At 58.7% G+C, this 25,628-nt stretch carries 25 protein-coding genes; 8 read left to right on the top strand and 17 right to left on the bottom strand.

Features of this window, described 5'->3' with window-relative positions; genetic code table 11:
- Nucleotides 1–43 precede the first annotated feature (43 nt).
- The 5 genes from HTT03_RS15890 to HTT03_RS15870 all read right to left on the bottom strand — a co-directional run bounded on the left by HTT03_RS15890 (nucleotide 44) and on the right by HTT03_RS15870 (nucleotide 4,805).
- Nucleotides 44–2,308, bottom strand: a complete 2,265-nt coding sequence (locus HTT03_RS15890) for an atrophin-1 family protein (protein ID WP_174860763.1) — start codon at nucleotides 2,306–2,308, stop codon at nucleotides 44–46.
- Nucleotides 2,308–3,177 carry a flagellar motor stator protein MotA gene (gene motA / locus HTT03_RS15885; protein ID WP_174860762.1) on the bottom strand — a complete coding sequence of 290 codons (870 nt, stop codon included), beginning with the start codon at nucleotides 3,175–3,177 and terminating at the stop codon, nucleotides 2,308–2,310. Before motA ends, HTT03_RS15890 begins: the two co-directional genes overlap by 1 nt.
- Before the next feature lie 65 nt (nucleotides 3,178–3,242).
- Entirely contained in the window at nucleotides 3,243–3,644 is a 402-nt protein-coding gene (locus tag HTT03_RS15880) for a MotE family protein (RefSeq protein ID WP_343035866.1), read from the bottom strand.
- 206 nt (nucleotides 3,645–3,850) lie between these two features.
- Nucleotides 3,851–4,303, bottom strand: coding sequence for a hypothetical protein (locus HTT03_RS18760; RefSeq protein ID WP_246253571.1), 453 nt, complete (start codon nucleotides 4,301–4,303; stop codon nucleotides 3,851–3,853).
- A gap of 10 nt (nucleotides 4,304–4,313) precedes the next feature.
- Nucleotides 4,314–4,805 (bottom strand): flagellar basal body-associated FliL family protein, encoded by a 492-nt coding sequence (locus HTT03_RS15870; protein WP_174860760.1) that lies wholly within the window; start codon nucleotides 4,803–4,805, stop codon nucleotides 4,314–4,316.
- A 121-nt stretch (nucleotides 4,806–4,926) separates the two neighbouring features.
- Here HTT03_RS15870 and fliF point away from each other — a divergent pair, with 121 nt between their 5' ends.
- The 5 genes from fliF (at nucleotide 4,927) to HTT03_RS15845 (ending at nucleotide 9,516) form a co-directional block, all read left to right on the top strand.
- Nucleotides 4,927–6,558: a flagellar basal-body MS-ring/collar protein FliF gene (gene fliF, locus HTT03_RS15865; protein WP_174860759.1), complete on the top strand. Its 1,632-nt coding sequence runs from the start codon at nucleotides 4,927–4,929 to the stop codon at nucleotides 6,556–6,558.
- Nucleotides 6,555–7,151, top strand: coding sequence for a FliH/SctL family protein (locus tag HTT03_RS15860; RefSeq protein WP_174860758.1), 597 nt, complete (start codon nucleotides 6,555–6,557; stop codon nucleotides 7,149–7,151). The genes fliF and HTT03_RS15860 overlap by 4 nt, the downstream gene beginning before the upstream one ends.
- Complete coding sequence (locus HTT03_RS15855; RefSeq protein WP_174860757.1) at nucleotides 7,099–7,422, top strand: FliM/FliN family flagellar motor switch protein; 324 nt, start codon at nucleotides 7,099–7,101, stop codon at nucleotides 7,420–7,422. The genes HTT03_RS15860 and HTT03_RS15855 overlap by 53 nt, the downstream gene beginning before the upstream one ends.
- A 59-nt stretch (nucleotides 7,423–7,481) precedes the next feature.
- Nucleotides 7,482–8,159 (top strand): flagellar type III secretion system pore protein FliP, encoded by a 678-nt coding sequence (fliP, locus tag HTT03_RS15850; protein ID WP_174861243.1) that lies wholly within the window; start codon nucleotides 7,482–7,484, stop codon nucleotides 8,157–8,159.
- Between the two features lie 268 nt (nucleotides 8,160–8,427).
- A complete protein-coding gene (locus tag HTT03_RS15845; protein WP_174860756.1) occupies nucleotides 8,428–9,516 on the top strand; it encodes a hypothetical protein in 1,089 nt (362 codons plus the stop codon).
- A gap of 16 nt (nucleotides 9,517–9,532) precedes the next feature.
- Here the strand turns inward: HTT03_RS15845 and HTT03_RS15840 are convergent, their stop codons facing one another.
- From HTT03_RS15840 to HTT03_RS15820, 5 genes are all read right to left on the bottom strand, one after another.
- On the bottom strand, nucleotides 9,533–10,636 hold the full coding sequence (locus tag HTT03_RS15840; protein WP_174860755.1) for a flagellar basal body P-ring protein FlgI: 1,104 nt from the start codon (nucleotides 10,634–10,636) through the stop codon (nucleotides 9,533–9,535).
- Complete coding sequence (locus HTT03_RS15835; RefSeq protein ID WP_174860754.1) at nucleotides 10,633–11,643, bottom strand: flagellin; 1,011 nt, start codon at nucleotides 11,641–11,643, stop codon at nucleotides 10,633–10,635. The genes HTT03_RS15840 and HTT03_RS15835 overlap by 4 nt, the downstream gene beginning before the upstream one ends.
- A gap of 2 nt (nucleotides 11,644–11,645) precedes the next feature.
- Nucleotides 11,646–13,100, bottom strand: a complete 1,455-nt coding sequence (flgK, locus tag HTT03_RS15830) for a flagellar hook-associated protein FlgK (RefSeq protein ID WP_174860753.1) — start codon at nucleotides 13,098–13,100, stop codon at nucleotides 11,646–11,648.
- A 36-nt stretch (nucleotides 13,101–13,136) separates the two neighbouring features.
- Nucleotides 13,137–14,435, bottom strand: coding sequence for a flagellar hook protein FlgE (locus HTT03_RS15825; RefSeq protein ID WP_174860752.1), 1,299 nt, complete (start codon nucleotides 14,433–14,435; stop codon nucleotides 13,137–13,139).
- A gap of 136 nt (nucleotides 14,436–14,571) precedes the next feature.
- Entirely contained in the window at nucleotides 14,572–15,405 is an 834-nt protein-coding gene (locus HTT03_RS15820; RefSeq protein ID WP_174860751.1) for an OmpA/MotB family protein, read from the bottom strand.
- Nucleotides 15,406–15,551: 146 nt separating this feature from the next.
- Here HTT03_RS15820 and HTT03_RS15815 point away from each other — a divergent pair, with 146 nt between their 5' ends.
- Nucleotides 15,552–16,799 (top strand): MFS transporter, encoded by a 1,248-nt coding sequence (locus HTT03_RS15815; RefSeq protein WP_174860750.1) that lies wholly within the window; start codon nucleotides 15,552–15,554, stop codon nucleotides 16,797–16,799.
- On the opposite strand, the gene trhO is transcribed toward HTT03_RS15815, so the two are convergent.
- The gene (trhO, locus tag HTT03_RS15810; protein WP_174860749.1) at nucleotides 16,759–17,658 is read right to left on the bottom strand and encodes an oxygen-dependent tRNA uridine(34) hydroxylase TrhO; all 900 of its coding nucleotides are present in this window, start codon (nucleotides 17,656–17,658) and stop codon (nucleotides 16,759–16,761) included. The two genes, HTT03_RS15815 and trhO, sit on opposite strands and share 41 nt — an antisense overlap.
- Before the next feature lie 99 nt (nucleotides 17,659–17,757).
- On the opposite strand from trhO, the gene pncA reads away from it, so the two are divergent.
- Both pncA and pncB read left to right on the top strand, forming a co-directional pair.
- Nucleotides 17,758–18,354: a bifunctional nicotinamidase/pyrazinamidase gene (pncA, locus tag HTT03_RS15805; protein ID WP_174860748.1), complete on the top strand. Its 597-nt coding sequence runs from the start codon at nucleotides 17,758–17,760 to the stop codon at nucleotides 18,352–18,354.
- Nucleotides 18,355–18,424: 70 nt separating this feature from the next.
- The gene (gene pncB, locus HTT03_RS15800) at nucleotides 18,425–19,717 is read left to right on the top strand and encodes a nicotinate phosphoribosyltransferase (protein WP_174860747.1); all 1,293 of its coding nucleotides are present in this window, start codon (nucleotides 18,425–18,427) and stop codon (nucleotides 19,715–19,717) included.
- A 3-nt stretch (nucleotides 19,718–19,720) separates the two neighbouring features.
- Here the strand turns inward: pncB and HTT03_RS15795 are convergent, their stop codons facing one another.
- The 6 genes from HTT03_RS15795 to HTT03_RS15770 form a co-directional block, all read right to left on the bottom strand.
- Entirely contained in the window at nucleotides 19,721–20,731 is a 1,011-nt protein-coding gene (locus HTT03_RS15795) for a PAS domain-containing protein (RefSeq protein WP_174860746.1), read from the bottom strand.
- 131 nt (nucleotides 20,732–20,862) lie between these two features.
- Nucleotides 20,863–21,285, bottom strand: a complete 423-nt coding sequence (gene arfB, locus HTT03_RS15790; RefSeq protein WP_174860745.1) for an alternative ribosome rescue aminoacyl-tRNA hydrolase ArfB — start codon at nucleotides 21,283–21,285, stop codon at nucleotides 20,863–20,865.
- A gap of 382 nt (nucleotides 21,286–21,667) precedes the next feature.
- Complete coding sequence (locus HTT03_RS15785) at nucleotides 21,668–22,288, bottom strand: queuosine precursor transporter (protein WP_174860744.1); 621 nt, start codon at nucleotides 22,286–22,288, stop codon at nucleotides 21,668–21,670.
- A gap of 63 nt (nucleotides 22,289–22,351) precedes the next feature.
- The gene (locus HTT03_RS15780; RefSeq protein ID WP_246253569.1) at nucleotides 22,352–23,209 is read right to left on the bottom strand and encodes an esterase-like activity of phytase family protein; all 858 of its coding nucleotides are present in this window, start codon (nucleotides 23,207–23,209) and stop codon (nucleotides 22,352–22,354) included.
- Between the two features lie 29 nt (nucleotides 23,210–23,238).
- Nucleotides 23,239–24,177, bottom strand: coding sequence for a penicillin-insensitive murein endopeptidase (gene mepA, locus HTT03_RS15775; protein ID WP_174860742.1), 939 nt, complete (start codon nucleotides 24,175–24,177; stop codon nucleotides 23,239–23,241).
- Complete coding sequence (locus HTT03_RS15770) at nucleotides 24,174–25,547, bottom strand: MFS transporter (protein ID WP_174860741.1); 1,374 nt, start codon at nucleotides 25,545–25,547, stop codon at nucleotides 24,174–24,176. Before HTT03_RS15770 ends, mepA begins: the two co-directional genes overlap by 4 nt.
- Nucleotides 25,548–25,628 lie beyond the last annotated feature (81 nt).

Raw genomic sequence — 25,628 nt, 5'->3', positions numbered from 1 at the left:
ATTTTTCGTAACTATATTTAGCTCGATTAATTGAGAGTGCCGTTCATTCAGTTGCATCTTGGGTTAAGGCGGTGGCTGAAAGCAGTTTATCCAGCGTTCCCCTAGCCGCTGCGCTTTCGCTCAGGGCAGCCTTCGTGCGCGCGAGCATGCCGTTCGGATCATCCGAAAGTGCAGGTCGGCTTTCTACCAAACGGGCTGTTGCGCCATAGATAGGAGAGTCTTTCGGTGTCCGGTCTCGCCAATCATTCGCCAACCAAGCAGTATCCTGTGCCGATGACGCGAGGTTGGATTGCTGATAAAGATCATGCGCTTCGCCAAATTCCCCCGCCATTGCTTTGGCCTGCGCGCGCAAGGGGGAGGCTTCGGGCGCATCAATGCCCAGCAAGGCGGCCTGCGCCTGAAACGGCTGTTGTAATGCAAGCGCCGTTCTCGCTGCGAGAAGCTGCCGTCTCAGCGGGCGATCTGTCTCTGACTCCGTTGCAAGAATGCGCTGCGCTTCGGCTGCGAAGCCTAGCGACAAGAGCCGGGTCACCAGATCGTATATATCGGGTTTAGGCAGTTGAGCAATGTCTTCTTCTGAAAAGTCTAAAATATGGTCAAGAAAGACAATGTCATCGCCTTGCCCGGTCAACTCCTTTAAGAAGTTTAAATTAAGCGCTATTTTCTCCGTCGCGTTGTCAGACTCATTGCGCTTTTTGATTGCCCTCGCCGCCCGATCAAACTGACCTGATTTAATCAGAGCCAAAGCATGTGCATACTCCAACTTGGCGCCGAGCGTTGTATCGCGATGCTCTTGTGCATAGGTATCGACGAGTGCAGCAGTCTCAGCGCTAATTGGTTCATCAGGATCGATCCGCGCTTCTATCAGAGCGATGAGCGCTTCGGGGGTATGCGGGGTGTTTTGGGCAGCCACAGTCTCAAGCTTCGCGGTGCCATCCTCGATCTCACCTTCCTTAAGTGCCACATGCGCTTGCGCTAACGTGGCCTCTACTGGCAGATCATCAGGTAGGCGTTCAAGGCTGCGCAGAACAGCGGCAGCAGCATCGTCATAGCCGTGGGACAGCAGCCGTCGGCTTAATTGCGGCGCAAGCAATCGGCGCAGATGGGCCGGCAGTTTGTTGATCGTTCGCAGAGCGGAGCTGACTGGCAGTGTGGCGCTGGTGGCGCCGCTTTCTAAAGCAAAGACCGCCCAAAGAGCAATATCAGACTCACATTCAGCAAAAGACTGTAGCGGATCAGCTCGGCGCGGCTCGCCATGATCCATAATGTCCGCCAGATCAAATAATAGCGGATTGTCGCGGGCGACCTCCGGCGCGAGCGCGAGAACCTGCTGCGCTTCTGCCCCAAAACCGAAGTAAAGATAAGTCTGAGCGAGGCTTAACGCTGCTTGGGGGGCAATCCGATCAAATTCGCCGAAAAGCGCTGCCCGGCCCGCGCTGATTTGCTTATCAAACGCCTCTGCCGACCCCCATGTTTCAATCGCAATGCTAGCGTCATCGGGGCAAGACTGACCTTTGCGCGTTGTGGGGTGCGCCTTCTTGCGCATTGGCGCATCCATACTGCTTGAGATCCGCATATTTTGCAGTGGATCTTGCGCCACGTCCACAGGTTCGGGGGGCGTGGTCGGCGGATCGCTCGGCTCGGATGCTTCGACCGACCTTGGCCGTGCTGACGGCGCGCGCGCGGTCGGGGTCAACAAGCCGCGCGTGCTCGCCGCGCCTAGCTCTTGTGCCAACTGGCTTTGAAGCTCGTTCAAAGCAGATTGCTGGGCTTCCGTCAGAGGAGTGCGGTCCAAATCCAGTTGTGGCGGTTTTTGGGGCTTCGGCGCCTTCACGATAAGCGGGAGAATAGGTGGCACAGGGGTTAATTTTGCCTGACTGTCTTCGGTTGTCGCATCCTGATCTTGCGTCTCAGATGAACGTGGATTCTCTAGCGCGATCAGTGGGGTGGGCAGTGCCACGCCGGGGGAGGCCACATCAATGACCGCGTAATCACTACCGGATGGAAAGGCCGAGACCCGGCAGTCACATTCTAGCGTTAAAATTAAGGACGCTGCTCGGCTCTCAATCGCGGCGATCCGGTCGCGCGCGATGCGCTGAAAGACTGTGCTCGTGTCGAACCCATCCTGATGCCCTTTAATGGAAATCGTTACCTTGCGGCCCGTTTGTTTCACGTCCCAAGCATCGCTGTTCGGCACCTGGGTAACGATTCTCGTGAAGCCGTCATGTTCTCCCGATTGCACCGGAAAAGGGTCGGCACTGGCGATCAATGGAAGGATCAGCCCCAAGATGAGAAGCGGACTGCGCATTAGGCAGCGTCCTGTTTGACCGACTTAAGCGCCTCTTCAAGGTCGGCATAGCTGGGACGGCAGTGTGAGGGCGTGTTCTGCCGACCTACTTCGATGCAGATATTGGTCGCGTGGTTGTGCAGATTTGCGACCAGAACTTCACGAATGAGCTGGTAAAAATGTGCTTCGTCTTCGGTGACATCCTTTACCTTGGAAGCAAAAGGACCGACGAGGCCATAGGCCAAGAATACCCCGAGAAACGTCCCTACAAGCGCGCCACCGATCAACTTACCCAAGATTTCCGGCGGTTGATCGATTGAAGCCATGGTCTTGATCACGCCCAAAACCGCCGCAACAATCCCAAGCGCAGGCAGGCCATCCGCGACCACCTGTAGGGCATGGCTGGAATGCATCGCATGATGCATATTCGCCTCCATGCGCTTTTCGAGCACTTCTTCAACCTGATGCGGGTCGTCGTAATTCATTGACGCCGAGCGCATCGTGTCGCAGATCAACGCAATCGCTTCCTTATCGCTCAAGATCTTGGGGTACTTAGAGAAGATAGAAGAGTCTTCCGGCGCTTCTATATGCTCTTCGATGGCCACCGGATTTTGGCGAGCCAGACGGATCAGTTCAAACAGCAGGCATAGCAGGTCGCGATAATCGCTATGCTTCCATTTCGGCCCTTTAAAGACTTTGCCTACGTCCTTAATCGTATGTTTGATTGCGGGACCGTCGTTACTAATAAGAAATGCGCCTAGGGCGGCACCGCCGATCATTGTCATTTCGAATGGCAGCGATTTTAAGATGATACCCATCTTGCCACCAGCGGCGAGATAACCGCCAAACACCATAACAAAAATGGTGATGATTCCGATGATTCCGATCATGATATTCCCCAACTAAGACCTAAGGCGGCAGCCTCTCAGATTTGGATTAAGAAACCTTCAGCAGCTTAGCTTTTGGGTGCATTCGCATTGCGGCCCGCAAGGATGGCGCTGATCAAATAGGCCACGTCAGGTGGGAGACCGGCCATGATTGACGCGGCGGATTCCGGACGCATTCGGCCAAGAAAACCAGCGGCGAAATCGGGCTCCATCGTCTGGAAAAGCGCGGCAGCCTCCTTGGGCTTCATGCTTTCGTAAACGGTTGTAAGCTTTGCAAGATCATCCTCGGCGGCGCCATCGGCCAGTGCCAAAGTGTCACGCAATCTCGCTTCTACGGCCTCAAGAGCTTTGAGCCGCTGTTCTATCTCTTCTCCCGCGACAGAAAGCGCTTTGGCACGGGCATCAATCCGCTTCTCGCGTTCTTTCAGGCGCGACTCACGCTCTTGGAGTGCCAACAAAAGCCGTCCCATTTCCGCCCGGTCCTTGCTATCGCTCTCCGGCGGTTGAGGGGCTTGGGCTTGAATTGAATTTTCTTTTTCTGCGCTCGTGTTTCCAGCCACCGCAATATCAACCCCTGCCGCAAGTCGAAGCAAAGCGGAGGCGAACAGAAGGCTGGCGATCAACAAGATTGAACCGCGGCGGGCCCGGCGACGAATGCGGGGTTTACGAAAAAGCTTCATGCTGCATCTCCACTTAAGCGATGGCGGGTGAACATTGGTTCGCCGGGGGCCGCTGGTGCAGCAGGCGTGGCTTTGCCGCCGATCTGCTGGGCGGGGCGTTGCACATCATTTTGCTGATCTGCGCCTTCTACGGCCTTGGTCGACACTGCGTCCGACGCTCCGTTGCTTTCCAGGTCACGCAACGCAGCCATCTGCAACTCAAGCCTGCGCGAAGTTTCCTCAGCGCGACGGGTCAAACTCGTAAGCGTTTCGGCCGATGTCGCAGCCGTGGTCTGGGCTGCTGTCAGTGTTTTTGACAAATCGTCCACTTGCGCCGACAAAACGGCAACCGCTCCGCCCACGCCTTTTTCGAGGTCGTTAAAACGATTCAGTCGACGACCCAAGACAAAGCAGTAAAACCCGGCGCCCATGGCGCCCGCGGCCATCAAGATATCTGCAATCAATTCCATGTTCGCCCCTTCAGTTCAGTACGAACTCCATAACAAGCAAGTCGTTAACACGGTCTTGCCCAGCGACGGTTTGGACGCGTCTGAGCATTTGTGCACGCAGTCGCGTCAGGGCTGTTGCGTCTTCTAAATCACCCGGATCGAGTGCGCGCAGGTAGCTGTTAAGAACATCTACGACCCGCGGCAGTAGTTTCTCGACTTCCGCCTGAAACGCGGTTGGCACTTCTAATTCAGCCCGAAAGCGCAGGTGCTGAGATTGCGACGGGGCGCGCAGCGAGATCACCAGCGGCTCGACAGGAACAAAGGCCACATCCGGCATCATCGATGCGTCAATTGCTGCTTCGGCTTCGGCCTGTTCTTCAGTTTCGGGCGCCAGAATCATCCCCGAAGATACGGCGAAAAAGCCGCCCCCGGCACCGGCAAGACCAAGCACAGCGCCAAGTATCAAAGGCATCTTAGACTTCTTTTTTTCTGGTTCTTCGGACGGTGTTTCTTCTTCGGCCATGGCGTGTCCATTTTTTTGCTTCCCACGGGGTATAGCCGCTTTTGCACTAACCGAATGTTAAGGCTGATCGTTCATCTCTCGGTCAGCGCCCGGCAGAAAGTCTGGCGAGACGGAGGCGATTGTGCAGCAATTACTTAACGTCTGGTTCGGCCTTGATTTACGCCGCCAGATCACTGTCATCCTTGCGACGGTTGCGATGTTCGCAGCGATTCTCGCGATGTCTAGAATGGCAACAGCGCCAACAATGACACTGCTCTACGCGGGGCTAGAAAACGGTGCCGCAGGCGACGTGGTGCGGTCGTTAGAGCAACGCGGCATCACGTTCGAAGTGCGTGGCGGCTCGATCTTTGTCGATGCGCAGGAGCGGGACCAACTTCGCTTGACCCTCGCGAGTGAGGGACTGCCCGCGAACGGCAATCGCGGCTATGAGCTGCTCGATAGTCTAACTGGTTTTGGCACAACCTCGCAAATGTTTGATGCCGCCTATTGGCGCGCGAAAGAGGGGGAGTTGGCGCGCACGATTGTCGCCAACCCGCATATCGCGATGGCTCGCGTGCATATTGCCAGCACCGGCTCAAATCCCTTTCAGCGCGGCGTCACGCCCAAAGCCTCGGTTTCGATCACACCGACCGGCGGCGCTGCCACGGCCGCTCAGGCCAAGGCGATACGCTATCTGGTGGCCTCGGCGGTCGCCGGGTTGTCGCCTGAAGATGTGGCGGTGATTGACTCCAACGGCGCCTTGATCGGGCAAACGGAAGATGCTGTTCCGGCGATCGGTGGTGACGACAAGGCGCAGGTCCTGCGGGATCGGGTGCAGCGTTTGCTTGAGGCTCGAGTGGGCTTCGGGAATGCAGTTGTTGAAGTGAGCGTTGACACCGTCACCGAGAGTGAAGCCATCCGTGAGACTCGCTTTGATCCGGAAAGCCGGGTGGCGATCAGCACTGATACAGAAGAGCGCACCAACACGTCGAGCGATGCGGGCGGTGGTGATGTCACAGTGGCCAGCAACTTACCCGATCAAGAAGGCGGCGGCGGGGAGGGGTCTTCATCGCAAAACAACGAAACGCGCGAACGCATTAACTACGAAGTGTCAGAAACCGAGCGTGAAATCATCCGCGCGCCCGGTGCCATCAAACGTGTAACAGTCGCCGTGCTGGTAAACGAACCCATGGTAACGAATGAAGCCGGGGAAATGGTGGCGCAGCCCCGCGATGAAGCGGAACTTTCAGCCCTGCGTGAACTCGTCTCCTCTGCGGTGGGTTATGACGAAGCGCGCGGGGACATCATCACGATCAAATCGATGCCCTTGCAAAATATTGCACCCAGTGGCACCGCTGCGGGGACTTCGCTTCTGGATCGTCTTGATCTCGACTTAATGGCTGCCATTCAAATGGCCGTGCTGGCGATTGTTACTCTTATTCTCGGACTTTTCGTCGTGCGTCCTGTGCTGTCGCGCGCGCCGGACAAGCAAGCAGGCGATGTCCCCGCCTTGCCACCTTCGATGATAGATCCGACCGATGAGACAGCAAATACAAGCGGTCTTTCCGGAGATATCGCGTCAAATAGTTTCGATCTGCCTGACCTTAGCGAATTAGGGACCGCTGATGCAGAGCTACCGGCGCTGGCGGGCCTGCCTTCTCTGGGGGGCGGCGATGAACCTGTCGACCGATTGCGCGCTATGATCGGTGATCGCAAGGAAGAGACCGTCGAAATACTGCGCAGTTGGCTTGAAGATAAAGAGGAAAGCGCATGACCTCTTTATCCCACCGCTACCATGACTTCGGAACCGGCGTTGCCGGGGACGCCGATGGCGCTATGGCTGAAGCCGTGCAAGACGAAAAGCTACAGTCTTTTGAAGCAGGCTATCAGGCAGGATGGGACGATGCCGTAAAAGCGCATACGACAGAGCGTGATCGCATCGCGTCTGAAACCGCGCAAAGCCTTCAGGATATGTCCTTCACCTTTCACGAAGCAAATACGAAGCTCTTTGCTGCCATGCGCCCGCTGCTACGCAGCATCGTAACCAAGGTCCTGCCCGTTGCCGCCCATGCCACGCTGGCCGAACAGATGGTCGAGCTACTGGAGAAAACCCTCGCGGACAATGCGGAAGGTGGCATCGAGATTGCCGTGGCCCCGCAGCAGATAGATGCGATGCAAGAAACGCTGAGCCAGAAAATTAAACTCCCTTTCGTGCTAACCGCTGAGCCAACATTAAGCCCCGGACAGGTCTACCTGCGCGCAAATACGGAAGAGCGGGAGGTTAATCTCGATACCGTTCTCGCCGGCCTGGCCGATGCCCTTGACGCTTTCTTCCTTCAATCCCGACAGGAGACTCCCCGTGGATAGTACCCCCGCCGCTGACATCTCAAACCCTTTCACTTCTGTCCCGATTGAGGTGAATGTTTGCGTGGGCAAAGCCCGGCCCCTGATCCGTGATTTGGTCATGTTGGGCGAAAACGCAGTGCTGACGCTGGACAGCCGTATGGATGATCCGGTTGAACTTTACGTAGGGGACCGTCTTATCGCCCGCGGCCTATTGGAAGAGCAAGAAGGTGATCCCTCCGGGCAGCTTGTGGTGAGACTGACTGAAATCGTGGACCTTCAGAAAAGTCCGTGACCGGTCCGCGCCTTCATATCCGCACGCTTTTTGTCGTCACGTTCCTTGCTCTTCCTGCCATGGCGACCGCGCAGGAGTTTTCGCTATCTCTGGGGAATGATGGATCTATTAGTGCGCGAACGATCCAGCTGTTCGCATTGATCACAGTGCTCAGCCTTGCGCCCGGGCTGGCCATTATGGTGACCTGTTTTCCGTTTATTGTCACGGTTCTGTCTATTTTGCGACAAGCGATCGGCCTGCAACAGTCCCCGCCGAATATGCTCATTGTCAGCCTCGCGCTCTTCCTTTCCTATTTTATCATGGAACCTGTTTTTACAGCGGCTTGGGAGAATGGTATCGAGCCACTTACCAACGAGCAAATCGATATAGAGACAGCATTCGCGCGCACCTTGGCCCCCTTTCGCAGTTTTATGGCGGCACGGCTGGATCCCGATACGTTTTTCGCCATGGCTGAGTTGCGCCCCGGGACCCTTTCAGCAGAGCCAACGGCTGATGCCCCCCTATCGGTGCTAATCCCCTCGTTCCTCCTGTCTGAGATCGCGCGCGCGTTCCAAATTGGCTTTCTGATTTACCTGCCGTTCCTGATCATTGACCTCGTCGTTGCCGCGATCCTCATGTCGATGGGGATGATGATGGTGCCGCCCGCGGTGGTTTCACTTCCTTTCAAGCTCGCCTTTTTCGTTGTCGCTGATGGGTGGAGCTTAATTGCAGGCAGTCTCGTGCGCAGTTATTTTTAGACGCAATCCCCTCATCTTAAGACAAAGCGTTTGTAAAGGACGCTGCCTGTTAATCTAGGTGAAAGACCGGCCCGACATGTTCGCGTTGCGCTAACGCAGCGTGAATGTGGGGAGACGTTTGGTGAGGCTATCACAGAGAAACGGGCAGGGTTTGTCCGGAATAATTTGGCGCGGTTTGCTGGTGGGAAGCGGGTGGCTTTTATTCGCCGGGATGGCAGGCGGTGTCTTGTCGGCGGATGGTTTTGCAGAAGTTCTGGGCGCTTTGGTCTTGGCTGAAATTCTTGCGCGTTTTTTAATCATTGGGCTGACGCAGTTTGAGAGCGAGGATGGCAGCCAGAACTTTCGTTGGTCAGAGGCGCTAGGCGCGATCCTCACGCGATGGGTCTTCTTAGTGGCTGTCTTAGGGGGGCTTGCAACTGGCGGTGCGATGCCTCTCCTGGAGGGCCGACCGGTGATCGCGCTGTTCCTGTCAGGTGCCAGTCTGCTTTTGGCATTGCGGCATTTTGCAGCTAAGTTCCCCGGCGCGATACGGTGGTCTAGTATCCTATGCCAATTCCTGCCTATGTTCCCTGCCGCTGGGCTTGTCTGGAGCTTGGATCAAATCGCCGAAACCACGCCCGAGTTGCTGTTAGCGGCATTGCTATTGCTTTGGCTCCTATGGACGATCATCCAGTTGCAGGGCCTACCCTCCCCATTCGACGAGCGTGGGAAGTCGCGGCGAAATCACCTGCGTGAGACGTTGCTATCATTCGGCCCTGCATTGTTCGTGACAATGGATGTATTCATTGCGTATTTGGTTTTCTCGTCCAGCACAGCCGCAGGGTATCTGATCCTGCGCGCGGGTGGATTTGCAGCTGTCACGGTGATGCAAGTCGTACAAATCGCAGCACAAAGTCGGCTTCAGGCAGCTAACGCGCACGGCCAATCCTCAACCTTTGTCGCCAATGCCGCGCGTCTCAATCTTGGTCTGCTGCTTATCGGCGGCGGAACCTGTGTGGGCGTTTTGGTGCTCTTTCCGGTGCTGTCACCACTCGTCGTGCCTTCGTTTGAAACAGAAAGAGCGGCGCTGCTCTGGCTGATGTTCGGGGCAGCAGCACCCGCCTTATTTGGAGCGGGCCCCATGTTTCTGGCGATCACCGGCCATCGCCGAGAGTGGGCGCTTATCAGCCTGTTGTGCGCTTTTTTAATGGCCGGTGTGGCATACGGTTTGCGGATCAACACCCCTGCGGAACTCGCACAAATCTACGCGGCGGTACAACTGGCCGCATTCGGAAGTGCGGCCGCTGTGATCGGACAAAAACGCGGGGTTTGGCCCGGTCTGACAGCGCTGATGTTCCGCCGTATTCGTTTGCTGTGACCGATCAGAAGGACAGTTACCTTACAACAAACTCAGCATGGAGCGCCCCCGCTGCTTTAATGCTTTTTAGAATATCGATCATATCGCGCGGGGATACGCCAAGGGCATTGAGCCCCGCGATCACCTCGGACAGGGAGGTCCCATTTGGAACTTCGGCAAGACCGATGCCCGGTTCTTCTTGAATCGCGGCGTTGGTGCGCGGAACGACGATCGTCTCTCCTTCGGAAAAAGGGTTGGGTTGAGAAACCAAAGGTGTTTCTTGAATGCGCAGCGTCAGGTTCCCCTGTGAAACGGCAACGCGCGAAATACGCACATCTTCGCCCATCACGATGGTGCCTGAGCGCTGATCGACCACCACCCTAGCTTTACGTTCAGGCTCGACCTTGATGTTTTCGATCCGGCCCAACGCGTGGGCGACAGAGGCCATGCGCGTGGCCGGCACATCCAATTGGACGGTTCCGCTATCGAGCATGACCGCGACTCGTCGACCGAAATCGCGGTTAATCGCCTGTTCGATCCGCCCTGCTGTCGTGAAGTCGGCCTCCCGCAGCGCAAGGCGCAGTTCCTCTAGCGCAGACAGCTCAAACTTAAGTTCGCGTTCCACCCGCGCGCCTGAAGGGATCGTGCCCGATGTTGGCACCCCCTGCGTCACACTACCTGCATCCCCCTCGGCCTTGGCCCCGCCAGCGATGATCGTCCCTTGGGCCACGGCATAGATTTGCCCGTCTGCTGCATTCATCGGGGTCATAATCAGCGTGCCGCCCATCAGGCTTTTCGCATCGCCAATAGCCGAGACGGTAACATCAATTTGCCCACCGGCGCGTGCGAAGGGTGGCAATGTCGCAGTGACCAATACGGCGGCAACGTTTTTGGGGCGAAACTGCTCTCCAGTAACGTTAACGCCGAGCCGTTCGAGAATGTTGGTCATGATGTCTTCGGTGAAGGGGGCGTTGCGCAGACCATCACCGCTGCCGTCCAGCCCAACGACCAAGCCGTAGCCGACAAGATCATTCCCCCGAACCCCATCAAAATTTACCAAATCCTTGATCCGAACCGGCCCGGCGGCTGCGGGCAGGACCATAGTCAGGCATGCGGCCAGCATCGCGAGAAAACGGATCATAGGAAATTGACCAAAGACAGCTGCGACATGCGCACTGTGACGGAATACAGGCTTTGCAATTGAAATTGGACTTCCTCCAGCTTGGTGGCGGCATCGTACGGGTCCGAGGCGAGCAAGTTGGCCTTGGCGTAATCGAGACTGGTTTTCTCGGCTGCGTTGCGGCTGCTGACCTGCTCGATCCGCGCTTCGGCAAAGCCCACCTTGGCGCGTAGCGACGTGATCCCGTCGCGTCCGGCGAGCATCTGCTGGCCGGTCATCTCAAAAAGCTCGGTCTGCTCAGGCTCGGTCAGGGCAAGGGCCGGGTCTTCGGCCAAGGCGGCAACAGCGCTGAGGCGTAGCATGGTTTTCAAATCCGGATCCGTAGCGCGAATATCGAGCCGGACGCTTTCCGTTTCCGATAGAGTCATCGGGGCCAACGCGTTGTCAGAGCCTTGATAGGCCGTGGCGGCGAAGCCTGCGGGATCGTTGAACCAATTTGTTGCGGCTGCCATGATGTCTGTTGGGGATGTGGCCCCGGCGCTGGTGATCGCAGTTTTCAGCGCGTCGAGCAGCGCGGTGTCATCGGGCAAGGGCGCGCGGTCTGTTGCCGTGCCGCTGAACATGCTGCGCCCGGCGATGTTGGAATTCATCGTACCAACAAGGGCCGCCATCGCATTTCGCGCATCTGCTGCCACCACGGATTTGGAGGTGCCGACGGCACTGGTGCCGGCGGCGATCAGGCTTAAAGACAGATCCGTGCCAAGACTCTCGATCCGTTCCAACGCGGATTGCATGGCACCGGCCATATGGTTGGCTTCGGTGGTGGCGACATCATAGCCGGTGAGGGTTTCGAGTTTGCGCTCAATCTCGGTCAGGTAACTATAGTTGCCGCCCAGAACTGCGCGGGTGTCGGCCACCTGTCCCGTCGACAGTTCGGTCGTCAGCCGCGTCATCTCTTGTTTTAGGGCTGTATTGCGATTGCGCAGCATAAAGGACTGGGCAAGGTCACCGATGGAGGTACTGCTCATGGTCAAAGCCTCATGATCGTTTGCATCATTTCGTCCACCGCTTCGATCACCCGAGCATTGGCGGCATAGGTTTGTTCGATGATCATCAGCCGCTGAATCTCGTCATCACTGTCGACCCCATCGGCGAGCTGTTGCTGGGTCAGCTCGTTCAGCCGGGTGGTCGCAAAGCTCAGCATTTGATCTGCGTTGCCACGATCCGCGCCAATGTCGGCGGAGAGGGTGGAAACCAGTTCGATCAGGGCATAGCTGCCACCGCCAAAGCTGCCGCTGGCGGGCGTTTGCCCTTGGTTCAGTGCGGCGGCCAGGCTTTGCAGCAGGCTGCCATCTCCGGTATTTCCTGGAACGGTCGCACCGATCCCGTCCCGCATGCGCCAGGTCTCACCGCCCTGTGCGGGATCGACCGCGCTATGCACCGCGAGTCGCAAGGCCAGCCCCAACTCATCTGCGGGGGCGAATGCATTGCCTTCATCGGTGAAAAGACCGGCATCACCAACCGATAGCGTCGGGTCGACAGCCGGGTCTTGGAACCGGGTAATTAGATCTCGTGCCAAAGCGTCAAGCTCGCCTTGTGCAGTGACCGCCAATTCATCACGGATCGCAAACTGCGCACCAATCGCCCCGCCCCGCAGGGCGCCGCTTTCACTTCCTGTGCGCAGCGGGTTGCCATTTAAGGTCAACCCGGACAGCGTGCCCGCTTCAACCGACATATAGGGCGTGACGAGGTTAACTCGCTCAAACCCTATCTCGCTTGCGCTGCCGTCAAGCAGGATCGCGCCGCCCGTGGAATAAAGCGCGATCTGACCATGGTTGCGAGGGACGGAGCGAACCGGGACTAGCGCGCTGATGTCATCGACCAACCGCTGACGGTGGTCTTGCAAAGCGGTCGCGTCCTGACTTTGGACCTGCGCGGCGGTGATTTGTGCGTTCAGGGCCTCAACCTGTTTTAGCGCAGTGTTTAGGCTCGCGACCTGCTCTCCGATGGTGCGATCTGCAAGGCTTCGCGCCTCTTGCAAACCACTTGATACAGTAGAGATGCTGCTGGCAAGGCCGCGGGCATCGGTGACGGCTTGGCTCAGCCGTTCGGGCGCTTCGGGGCGACTGGCGGCGGTGATGAGCGCGGTTTCAAACTGGGCAACGCGCGCGGAGACTGAATTTGGGTCATCCGGGGTCCCCATCAGCGTTTCCAGTTTCGAATAAAAGGCGGCGGTCGTCTGCGCATGGCTTTGCTCGGCATCAGCCAGGCGTTTGTCCGAAGCAATGCCCTCATTGACAGCGCGGTTCACGCCGTCGATCCGCACGCCCCCGGTGCCCCCAACGGAAGCGGCGGAGAGTTCCAGCACCCGGCGCCCATAGCCGGGAGTCAATGCGTTGGAGATATTCGAAGAAACGATCTCGGCCCCGCGCCCGGCGGCGCGCAGACCGGTCATCGCATTGGACAATGCCCCGGATATGGTCATCTGATACTCGCTTTACTGACAGGAAATTTTGACGGTTTAGCGTTTGATGTTGGTCGTTTCTTGCAACATCTCATCCACCGTCTGGATCACCTTGGCGTTGGTCGAATAGGCCCGTTGCGTCTGGATCATTGAGGTGAGTTCGGTGGCAACATCTGTTGCCGATTCCTCGCGAGCGTATGATTTGATGTCGCCCGTCGGCCCGTCACCGGCATCCCAAAGGAAGAACGCCCCGCTGTCTGGCGAACTGCGATAGGTTTGCCCGTCCATCGGGATCAACCCTTCGGGATTGGACATATCGACCAGCGGCACCTGATAAATGGTGCGGGTTACGCCTGAATCATAGACCGATTGCACAAAGCCGTTTTCGTCGATTTCGACAGAGATCATGTTCCCAATGGGAGAGCCATCCTTGTCGATAGAGATCGGCGCGAAACTGTCGGAAAGCTGTGAAATCCCATAGTTATCGCCGATAGAGCCGATGTTGAACGCGATCGGACCGCTGGCGACATCAACAACCATTTCTCCTGTCACGGGATCATAGCCGCCGCCCGAAACCGTCGAGACCGAAGCGATTGTTCCGCCAGAGGCGCGGCCATCGTCGAAAGTGACCACATATTCACCGATCACCGCGTCATTAGACGCAGAATCGCGCAGGACGATCGTCCATTCATTCGAAGAGCCGCTGGCCGGAACCGTTGGCGTGAAGGACATAGAGATGCTTTGAGAGGTGCCGAGGTTGTCGTAATATTCAATCGACAAATCCTGCGCATCGCCGGGCGCGCCTGCGATGGTCGCAGTGGCGGGAAGGTTGAGGCTCATGTCGATAGACGTGGTCGGGTCGCCGCTGAGGTTCAGCGCAAACTGGATAGGCTCTAGCCCATCGCTGGTGTCGCGCGGGTAGGAGGGGACGGTGCCATCCTGCGCGGCGGGCCAGCCCATCAGCAGCTGCCCAGATTCATTCGCCAAAAGCCCGTCGGCGTCAATACGGAACGAACCGGTCGTGGCCAGCATCATCTGCGGCTGTCCGCTGCCTGACAAGAACTCCGCCCGGCTCGCCACTGGCAACATGCCGCGCCCGCGCACCGCGAGGTCGGTCGAGTTGGAGGTGCTAACCAGAGAGCCGCCTTCGCTGATGAGCCGCTGGGTCGAGGCGCCGACCCCGCCCGCCGTATAAGTGCGCGAGCCAGAGGAAAGCACCAGCGAATTGAAATCCGTCACCACGCGTTTGTAGCCAAAGGTAGAGGCATTCGCGATGTTGTCGGAGATCGAAGCGAGCCGTGTCGCATTGCTGCGCAGCCCCGCCACACCCGCGTTGAGCGAAGAAGAAATTGTCATGGACACGCCTTTCTGCTGTATCAATCTGATGCAGCAGCAATAGACGGTGCGTGCTTAACGTCGCGCTAACAGATAAAATGCGCGACATTCGCTGCCGCGCGGTGCCGCGCCCGAGCTCTGCGCCCGGGCGCGCCGATTAACGGCCCTCGCGCAGCAGCACGATTTCAAGCCTGTTGTTGCGTCGGTCCATCCGGTCGGCAGTCACCGGCTCACGATCCGCATGGCCGGTAACGCGCTGCACCCGGCGTGGCGCAACCCCGACATCGCCGAGCAGAAGCCGCATTTTGGTGGCGCGAGCGGCAGAAAGCTCCCACACCGGGCTGTGATTCAGCACCACCGGATTGGCCCGCACATGGCCACCGATCGCAATGCCATTGGTCACCGCCTTGGTGGTCTGCGCGATAATGGTTGCCAGATCCCGCAGCAGTTGCGTCGGCGTATCGCTGTTTTCCTCAAACAATGGAATACCGTCGAGATCGAACAGTTCAATAACCAGCCCTTCGTCGGTGATCCGCGTTACGATATGGCGCAGTTCGTTTTCCATCACCATGGTCTCACCGCCACGGCCCATCAACATGGCGTCGACTTCTTTAAAGACCTCATCCTGCGCGCCATCATCCCCCTCGCCATCGCCGCTGTTGGACTTTGCCTCACGTGGCTCACCCGGAGACGTGGCGCCGGTGCCATTGCGTGGCAACGTTTGTTCCGAAAAGATGCTGTCGCCGCCAAAAGAGCCATTGCCGCCGCCGGAGATCCGGTTGATCGGAATCGTCGGAGAAAAGTAATCCGCGATCCCTTTGCGTTGTTGTTCGGTTGTTGCATTCAGCAGCCACATCAACATGAAGAAGGCCATCATCGCGGTTACAAAATCCGCATAGGCAACTTTCCAGGCACCACCATGATGCCCGCCGCCGCCGACGACCTTCTTACGTTTGATGATGACTGGTGCCACATTTGCCTGTGCACCCATATCACTCACCCATTTTTCACCCAAGGTCAGGTCTAGCGCGGCGGGTTTACCGGAGGCTTAACATCTTCAACTGTCGCTAAATTCCGGTGGCTCTTGCACTTTGTGCAGCACTGGCGCCAGATACACGCATTAAGGGAGACGGTCAGATGGCGGTGGAGGAGACAGACGGCGGTTATGCTTGGGGGCGGCTGGCTCTGACCTTGCTGATTGCGCTGACGGTCAATGCGGGGATGTGGGCGATCATCGTCATCATGCCCGCTGTTGAAGCTGAATTTGGCAGCAGCCGCGCTGGCGCGGCCTTGCCTTATACGCTGACGATGGTTGGCTTTGGGCTTGGCAATTACCTCATCGGCCATGCAGTGGACCGTTTTGGCATCACCCGCGCGCTGATCGCCGCCGCTTTGGCGACCGCTGCCGGCTATGGGCTCGCGACCCTTTCGCAAAGCATCGCCATGCTGTCGCTCGCCCAGCTTCTGGTCGGTTTTGCTTCTGCCGTGGGTTTCGGGCCGCTGATTGCTGATATTTCCCATTGGTTCGTCCGGCGGCGGGGCATCGCTGTGGCGATTGCGGCGAGTGGGAATTACCTCTCCGGCGCGATCTGGCCGATGCTCTTGGCGGGTGTCTTGGCCGAGAGCGGCTGGCGATCCGTCTATCTTGCTCTGGCCGGGGTGACGCTGGTGGGGGTGATCCCCTTGGCCTTTGCCCTGCGCCGCAAGGTGAGTGACAGCACCCGTGATGCGGCAGAGCAAGCCTCCACCCGCTTTGCACGTTCTGCCGGGCTGAGCCCGCGCAGCCTGCAATATCTACTGGGGCTGGCGGGGATTGGCTGCTGCGTCGCGATGTCGATGCCGCAGGTGCATATCGTGTCTTATTGCGTCGATCTCGGCTTTGGCCCGGCCGTGGGGGCCGAGATGCTGTCGCTGATGCTCTTGGGCGGTGTTGGCTCGCGCATCCTGTCGGGGCTACTGGCGGACCGTTTGGGCGGCGTGCGCACGCTGCTGATCGGCTCGGCGCTGCAATGTCTCGCGCTGTTCCTTTACTTACCCAGCGGGGGGCTGACCTCGCTTTATATCGTGAGCTTGATCTTTGGCCTGAGCCAAGGGGGCATCGTGCCCAGCTACGCGTTGATCGTGCGCGAATACATGCCCGCCCGCGAAGCTGGGGCGCGGGTCGGTTTCGTGATGATGGCGACGATCCTTGGCATGGCATTGGGTGGCTGGCTGTCGGGGCAGATTTATGACCTCAGCGGTTCTTATGCGCTGGCCTTTATCAATGGCATCATTTGGAACGGGCTGAACATCGCGATTATGCTATGGCTGCTGTGGCGCAGCACGCCGCGGCCCCCGCGCAAGCCTAGCCCTGATCTTGGGCCGCCCGTTCCCGCGCCAATGTGATCTGGCGCTGGCGTTCGCGGAAGCGCTCTTTGTCGGCGTCCGTCGTTTCATCAATGCACTGATGGCACGAGACGCCAGCCTCATAGGCGGGATGTTTCGTGTCCTCTGGCAAGATCGGCCGGCGGCAGCCGTGGCAGAGCATATGCGGCCCCTCGCGCAGCCCGTGGCCCACGCTGACGCGGTTGTCGAAGACAAAGCAGTCGCCTTCCCACGTGCTTTCCTGCTCTGGTACCTCTTCAAGATACTTGAGGATACCGCCCTTGAGGTGGAACACATCGTTCACGCCCTGGCCCAACAGGTAGTTCGTCGACTTCTCGCAGCGGATGCCACCGGTGCAGAACATCGCGATCTTCTTGTTGTGAAAGCGGTCCTTGTTGGCCTCCCACCATTCAGGGAATTCACCAAAGCTTTCGGTCTGCGGATCAACCGCGCCTTCAAAGGTGCCAATCGCCACTTCGTAGCTGTTGCGCGTGTCGATCACCGCCACATCGGGTGAACGGATCAAGTCGTTCCAATCCTTCGGATCAACGTAATGCCCCACCGCCGCACGCGGATCGACGTTGGGCTGGCCCATCGTCACGATCTCACGCTTGATGCGCACCTTCATCTTGCCAAAAGGTGGCTTGTCGCTCGTCGCTTCCTTCCACTCCAGATCAGCGCAGCCGGGCAGGGCGCGCAGATGGGCGATCACCGCGTCGATCCCGGCACGTGGCCCGGCGATGGTGCCGTTCACCCCTTCGGGGGCCAACAGCAGCGTTCCTTTGACCGATTGCGCCTCGCAAAGCGCCAGCAGCGCAGGTTTGAGGGCGGTGGGGTCGTCGAAACGGGTGAAGTGGTATAGCGCAGCAATAGTGTACATAAGCGTCAAATAAGCGCTTCGGGCGCAAAGCTCAATCCGGGGCGTGCCATTGACCTATCCCACCCACAGCCCTACCCCTTTGACGGAAGGAGAACGCCCATGACCCATGCCCTGATCGTGATCGACGTCCAAAACGATTTCCTCCCCGGAGGTGCGCTCGGCGTGCCACAGGGGGATGCGGTTTTGAAAGGGATCAACGCCCTGATGCCGGATTTCGATGCGGTGGTGCTGACGCAGGACTGGCACCCGGCGGGGCATTCGTCTTTCGCCTCCTCGCATGAAGATAAAACCCCCTATGAGTTGATCTCCATGCCCTACGGTCCGCAGGTGCTCTGGCCTGACCATTGCATCCAAGGCAGCATCGGCGCGCAGTTCCACCCTGATCTGCAAACCGACCGCGCTGATCTGATCATCCGCAAGGGCTTTAACCCCGACATCGATAGCTACTCCGCCTTTTTCGAGAATGACCACAGCACCCCAACTGGGCTCGAAGGCTATCTGCGCACGCGGGGCATCGAGCGGCTGACCATGGTGGGGCTGGCGCTGGACTTCTGCGTCAACTTCTCCGCCGTGGATGCGGCCAAACTGGGGTTTGAGGTGGACGTGCGCGAAGACCTTTGCCGCGCGATTGATCTGGATGGATCGCTTGCCAAAGCCCGCGAAGGGATGCGGACTGCGGGGGTCACCCTCACCTAATCCGCCGCTTTCGGCTTGCCCCCCGCCCTGCGCCCTTGGCATGAAGGGTGCAAGCAACAAGGAACCTCCCATGGTCGACATCGCCACCCGCGTCTATAACCACAAGTGGAAGATCGACCCCATCGTGCGGTCCCTGATCGACACGGATTTCTACAAGCTGTTGATGTGCCAGTCGGTGTTTCGCAACAAGCCGGACACGCAGGTCACCTTTAGCCTGATCAACCGCTCCACCCACATTCCATTGGCCGATCTGATCGACGAAGGCGAGCTGCGCGAGCAACTGGACCACATCCGCTCACTCAGCCTTGGACGCGGGGAAAGCACTTGGCTGCGCGGCAATACCTTTTACGGCAAACGGCAGATGTTCCGTTCAGACTTTATGGAATGGTTCGAAAACCTGCGCCTGCCGCCCTACCATCTGGAGCGTAAGGGTGACCAATATGAGCTGACCTTTGAGGGCAGTTGGCCAGAGGTCATGCTATGGGAAGTGCCTGCGCTGGCGGTCTTGATGGAGCTGCGCAGCCGCGCGGTGCTCAACCGGATGGACCGGTTTGAACTGCAAATCCTCTATGCCCGCGCCATGACGCGCGTCTGGGAAAAGATCGAGGAATTGCGCGAGATTGACGGGCTCTCCATTGCCGATTTCGGCACAAGGCGGCGGCATTCCTATCTCTGGCAGGACTGGTGCGTGCAGGCGATGCGCGAAGGGCTGGGCGATGCCTTTACCGGCACCTCCAATTGCAAGATCGCCATGGGCCGTGAGGTCGAAGCGATCGGCACCAACGCCCATGAACTGCCGATGATCTATGCTGCCTTGGCTGAGGATGACGCGGCGCTGGCCCAAGCCCCCTATGACGTCTTGCAAGACTGGCACGACGAACACGAAGGCAACCTGCGGATCATTCTGCCCGACACCTATGGCACCAAAGGCTTCTTAGACAACGCGCCCGATTGGCTGGCAGGCTGGACCGGCATTCGCGTCGACAGCGGCGATCCAGCGACTGCCGCGCAAACGGCCATCGACTGGTGGCGCGAGCGCGGCGAAGACCCGACACGCAAACGGGTGATCTTTAGCGATGGTCTAGACGTCGGAAAGATCAAAGAGCTACACGCGCAGTTCGCGGGCAAGGCCAAGATCTCCTTCGGCTGGGGCACATTGCTGACCAACGACTTTCGCGGCTTGGTGCCAGATGATGCGCTGGCGCCCTTTAGTTTGGTCTGCAAAGCGGTCAGCGCAAACGGGCGACCCACGGTGAAACTGTCGGACAATCCGAATAAGGCGATGGGGCCGGCAGAGGAGGTCGCGCGGTATAAGCGTGTGTTCGGGGTAGGGGATCAGATCGCCCAGCAGGTGATCGTCTAAGCCTTAACCCTGCTGAAAGGCGCTCAGCGGAAATTCGGCCGTCGCCTTCAGCCCTTCGCGGCGCCACTCATAGGTGAGCGTGCCACCAGCTGCACGGGTCAGGGATTGGATGATCTTGGACCCGCTGTTGCGGCTGGGTTTGGCAACCTCAGGACCGCCCGTTTCCTGCCAAGTAAAGCGCATCCGCGCGGGCGATTTCAGCAGGGATACATCAAGATCAACAATGCCCCGCGGCGTGCTCAATGCACCGTGTTTGACGGCATTCGTCGCCAGTTCGTGTAGGGCGAGCGTCAAGGGCGAGATCAGTTGATGGGAGATCACCGGGTTCTTGCCGCTCAGACGGATTTGGTCGGCGGCTCCCGAGGTATAGGCCTGCGAAATGGGCTTCATCAGGGTCGCAAAATCAATGGCCGATTGATCGCTACGACCAATGGTCTCAAAATGCGCAGCACCAAGGGCCGACAGTCGGTTCATCACCTTTTCGGCAAATTCATCCGGGTCGGATTCCTCGCGCGCGGTCATGCGGACCATGGCGGTCATTACATTGACGATATTGCGCAGCCGGTGCAGCAGTTCATTATCTGCCAACTCGCGATGTTCACGCTCCGCCCGTCGCCGTGCAGAGACATCCATCTGCGAGCCAAAGAAAAAGGCCAGATTGCCGTCCTCGTCGTTGATCGGGCCAAGTTGCAAGGCATTGAGAAATGAGCTGCCGTCCTTGCGGTAGTTCAAAATTTCAACGGTATCCACGCGCCGCTCTAGCAAGATCTTTCGAACCGCATTGATGCTGTCCCGCGTGGTTTCCGGACCCTGCAGGAAACGGCAATTCTTGCCAACGATTTCGTCCAACGCATAGCCTGTCAGTTCGGTAAAGGCGGCATTGGCATAAACGATGGGGTTATCAGGCAGTTTGGGGTCGGTGATACACAGGGGCAGCCGCGCATGGCGGACGGCCTTGCCAAGAATATCTTCGTGGGGGATGGGCCGGACCGGGGCCGCAGTTGTATCGCTCATCCGCTGTTCTTCGCCCCATCAAGAAAAGTGCGTTCTATGTGCCTTATCGGTGGAAGCGAGGTCAAGGGGGGCCGTAGCTTGCGCAAGGCGAACTGCGGATATTGAACATTTGTTAATACCTGCGCGGGAATCTAGGTGTCAGGGTCTACTTTACCGCGCATCGCTTTAACCTCGCCACGGACCTTCTTCGCCTTCAGCCTACGCTTCTTTGATCCGAGCGTGGGTCGGGTGGCGATCCGCCGCTTTGGCGGGGTCAGCGCTTGGCGGATCAATTCGGCCAACCGTTCGCGCACAATCTCACGGTTACGGGCCTGACTGCGGGTCTCGTCGCATTGCAAAACCAAAGCACCCTCAGTCGTCCAGCGACGTCCGGCGAGCCTGCGCAGGCGGTTCTTAACAGGCTGGGGCAGGGAGGGCGAGGTCGCCGCTTCAAATCGCAGTTCAACGGCGGAGGAGACTTTGTTCACATTCTGCCCGCCGGGCCCGGAGGCGCGCATGAAGCTTTCGGTCAGCTCCCAATCCTGAATGGCGATGTCATCGTTGATATACAGCATGGGGTCTCCTTGTGCATATCATGGCAGCGGCACGCAAAAGGGTGAAGAGGCAATGCGAAATGGGCCGCCCCTTGCGGAGCGGCCCAATCGAATGGTTTCAGGAGGGGGATCGGTTAGACCGTTATCCACCAGGTGGTTGCGACTGCCAGGGGCTGCCCTAGCGCGAAACCTCTCTGACTGTTCCGACACCTCGCTCCAATACCGTTCTTGACACTGGATCACCTCCTTTACATTTGTTGAACTCACCCTGAGCGTGGCACAGGTTATGCGTTTCACAAAGCATTTTTTTCAAGTTGACGTTGCGGCAAGAATGCGCTGGTCGCGCGCGGGGGCGACCTTCCCCCACGGCCACCCACGCAAATGGCTTGCGGCTATCGGAACGTCAGCCGCGCGCAGTCAATCGCGCGGTGATCAGGCGGAAGGGGATCAGCGCGATCAGGGCGATGGCCAGTTTCACCGACCAATCCGCCACCGCTAGTGAAACCCAGAGCGGGGCGAGGGGTCCGGCCCCCAGAAGCGGCAGGGTTTCCCCCGCCCAAGCGACATCCGTGGCTGGGTGGAGGAAGGACAGCGTAGCGGAAAAGGCGATCGAGAAGAAAAGCGCCGTGTCGATGGCGCTGCTGATCAAAGTGCTGACCAGCGGTGCGCGCCACCACGGGCCGCTGCGAAAGCGGTTAAAGATCGTGACGTCGAACAATTGCGCGACCAAAAAGGCCGTGCCTGAGGCGAGGGCGATCCGCAGGGTGACCAAGGGGCCGAACTCGCCCATAATCTGCGTCCCGATCAGCGAACAAATCAACCCGACAACGAAACCCACCAGTACCACCCGCCGCGCGGCAGAGGCGCCGTAGAGGCGGTTCATCACATCGGTCACAAGAAAGGCCAGCGGATAGGTAAAAGCGCCCCAAGTTAGCCATTGGCCGAACAGAAACTGGACGAGGATATTCGAGGCCACAACAATGGCGGCCATGGCAAGAATGCCGGGGAGATAGGTGCGTGTCATATGTAAACCGTTTTGTGCAAGGGTGCGGCGACTTGGCCTGCGGGGATCGCAGACAGGCGGGCTTTAGTTGCGCAGGTCCGGCTTGGCAAGGGTCAGCTCAACAACCTCGTTGCGCTGCATCAAAAAGAAATTGTCATCAGACAGCAGGATCAGCCGGGTGTGCCCGGCGGCGTCCTGCCATGTGCCAAGCGCTTCGAGATTGTCGTATTCGCCGGGACCGCTGGTCAAAAGGATGGTCTCATCCAAGTCTGGTGCAGAGAGGTCAAAGCTGCGAATGCGGCTGCGAAAGCCCAATGGTGTCACGGTCCGCTCCAACAGGTAGAACGTGCCATCGGCGGCAAAATCTGCACCAACGGGCAAGAATGGCCCGCGTCGGGGGATGGACCCGGCGGTGCTCCATGTCTTGCCGTCGAAGGTATAAAGCGGGAAATCGCGCCCCGCGGACACAGGCTTTTCGGGCAGCGCAAAGAGGCGTCCGTCAGGATGGGCCGCCAAGGCTTCGATCCCTGCATTGGCCTCTAGCCGGGCAAAGTCCGCGTGTTTGGGCAGTGGGGTGGTGATGCCACTTTCGGGGTCCAGCCGGGCAACGCGGTGGTTGTGTTCAAATGAGATATAGAGCGCACCCGTTTTATCCCGTGCCAACGACTCCGGATCATTGTCCACCTTGCGCAGCGGAGCGCCGTCTGGACCTTTCAGCGGCACCTGTTTTTCAACCGCTAAACCGACCAACTGGCCGTCTTCTCGCGTCAGCCGCGCATGGACAAGGCGGCCCCGATCCGAAACGGTAATTAGATGATTGCCATCCGCAGAGATTTCCACCCCCGAAAAACCCCCGAACCATGGCGCTGGATGGTGCCATGTTATGCGGGACTGGGACTGCACCACGGGTTCAGTCTGCGCAGCCGGAGCGGCGCAAGACATCAAGATACATAGCGGCAGTAGGGCGCGCGTTAGTTTGCGTTTAATACGGCGTTGCATTGGGCCGGAAGATCAGCAAGCAGCAGTTCGCGCCGCGGTTTGGGTTTGGGCGCGTTGGGGTCTGGCGGCGGGGGGTTCAGGATATTGCTCTGCCATTGCCGCGCATCCGCACAGCCGTCCCCCGGAGGTGGCGGTGCCTGATCAACACAGCCGCGTGCGCCGCTGGGGCATTTCAGGCGCACATGGAAATGGTAGTGATGCCCGTACCAAGGCCGTACTTTGCGCAGCCAACTGCGGTCGCCTTTCTCATCCGTGCACATCTGCACCTTGGCACCGGGGAAGACAAAGATACGCGCGGTACGCGGGTCTTGGGCGGCTGCTTTGATGACCTCATGATGCGCACGGGTCCACGATTTGTTGACGTAAGCCCCTTTGGCCCGGCGCATGGAGATCGAAGAGATGTTCTCACGTTCTGCGCGCGTCAGGTTTAGCGACTTGGGCGGCAGCATCCAGATGTCGGCATCCAGACCGATCTGATGGCTGCGGTGACCGGTGAGCATCGGCCCACCCCGCGCTTGGCTCATGTCGCCCACATAGATGCCAGCCCAGCCCGGTTGCTGCGCGGCCTTGCGGCTGAGTTTCTTTACCATGTCGATGGTTTCAGGATGCGCCCAATTGCGGTTGCGCGACAGTCGCATGGCCTGCCATGTCGGCCCGGTTTCCGGCAATTGCACGCCACCAGCGAGACAGCCTTTCGAATAGCTGCCAAAGGCGGCGGGCGTTTGACTGGAGGCAAAGCTCTTGGCACCGAAAAGCCGCTTGGCCTCCATATTGTTCAGCGCCCCGCCGGAGGACCCGATCGTGGGTAGGGTCACTTTTTCGCCGCTGATATCGGTCTCTGTCTTGCCGTCGCCGCAAGAGGCGAGAGCGAGGATCAGAGCTGCCGAAGCGAAGACACGGTGCAGCATCATGAGGCAAAATCTCCCTTGGGTTTCACCCATGCTAACAGGATCAACCCGATGATGAACAGCCCCACGACAGGGGTAATGCCAAGCCTCTGGCTGCCAGTGAGGTCGCTCGTGATGCCGATCAGCGCAGGGGCGAGAAAAGAGGTGGCTTTGCCCGACAGCGCGTAGAGCCCGAAAGCCTCGGTCATCCGCTCTGGGTTTCCTTGCCGCGTCAGCATGTTACGCGAGGATGCCTGCAAAGCACCCCCCGCCGCGCCGATCGATGCGCCGGCTACATAGAACAGGATATCAGGTAGCGCCGACCCCTCCGGCAAAGAAACGCCCATGACGGAATTCGGCCCCAACGAGATGATCAGGCAGGCTGTTGCCACAAGGATGAGACAGCAGGCAACGATCACCGGCATCGGCCCATAGCGCCGGTCAATACGCCCGCCTAAAACGCAGAACACAGCGCCCGAAATGGCAGCCAAAATCCCAAAGATACCAATCTCTTGGATCGACCAGTCCAACACGCCGAGCGCATAGACTCCACCGAAAGTGTACATGCCATTCAGCGCGTCGCGGTAAAACATTGACGAGCCGAGGTAAGCCAGCAGCGAGGGGTGGTTCGGCAGGTTGCGCAGCGTGCGCATAAGGTCCGACAGCCCCGCGCCGACCTGGTAGCGCACCGCCCCCGGCTTGGGCGTATCACGCATGTAAAGAAAGAACGGAACCATAAAGACCACGAACCAAATGGCCACCAAAGGGCCAACGATACGGGTGTCAGCCTTGGTTGCCGGATCAAGCCCGAAAAGCGGCGCTAGCCCGGCCATCGTGCGCCCGTTCGGACCGCTTTGAAACAGCGCAATCATTGCGATCAGCGCCAGCACGCCGCCCGCATAGCCAAAGGCCCAGCCATCGCCCGAAATGCGTCCGCGCTCGTCCGCGTCCGGGTGCAGTTCGGGTAGATAGGCATTGGTAAAGATCGTGGCAAATTCCATCCCGATCAACCCAATGCCAAAGAAGAACAGCGCCCAGAGCATGGAGAAGTCTGCCGGGGCGGTCCACCATAGCGCCCCTGCGCCGGTCACATACATGGCCGAAAACAACCAGATCCACGGCATCCGCCGCCCAGAGCTGTCCGCCACCGCCCCGAGGATCGGAGCCAGTATCGCAATTGCAATGCCAGCAAGCGCCAGCCCGTAGCCCCAATACGCCTGCGCCTGAGCCTTGGCAGCGCTCAGGTCCATCCCTCCCTCGACCAGCGCATTGGTTGCGGTCTGAGCGAAATAGGGACCAAAGATAAACGTCAGCAGCAGGGTATTATAAGGCTGGCTTGCCCAATCGAAAAAATACCACCCCCAGATGCGCTTGCGCTGCGTGATCTGTGTCATGTCGCGCCCCTTTGTCGCCTGCCTCCGTTCAGGTTAGAGCAGGGCGCGCGGCAACGCGCAAGCGCCTGTAGACACGCAACT

Origin of the sequence: Sulfitobacter maritimus, assembly GCF_013346665.1 — a bacterium.
GTDB classification, from domain to species: Bacteria; Pseudomonadota; Alphaproteobacteria; order Rhodobacterales; family Rhodobacteraceae; genus Sulfitobacter; species Sulfitobacter maritimus.
Note: the sequence above shows the minus strand (reverse complement) of the source record. Positions and strands in the feature narration are given on the sequence as shown.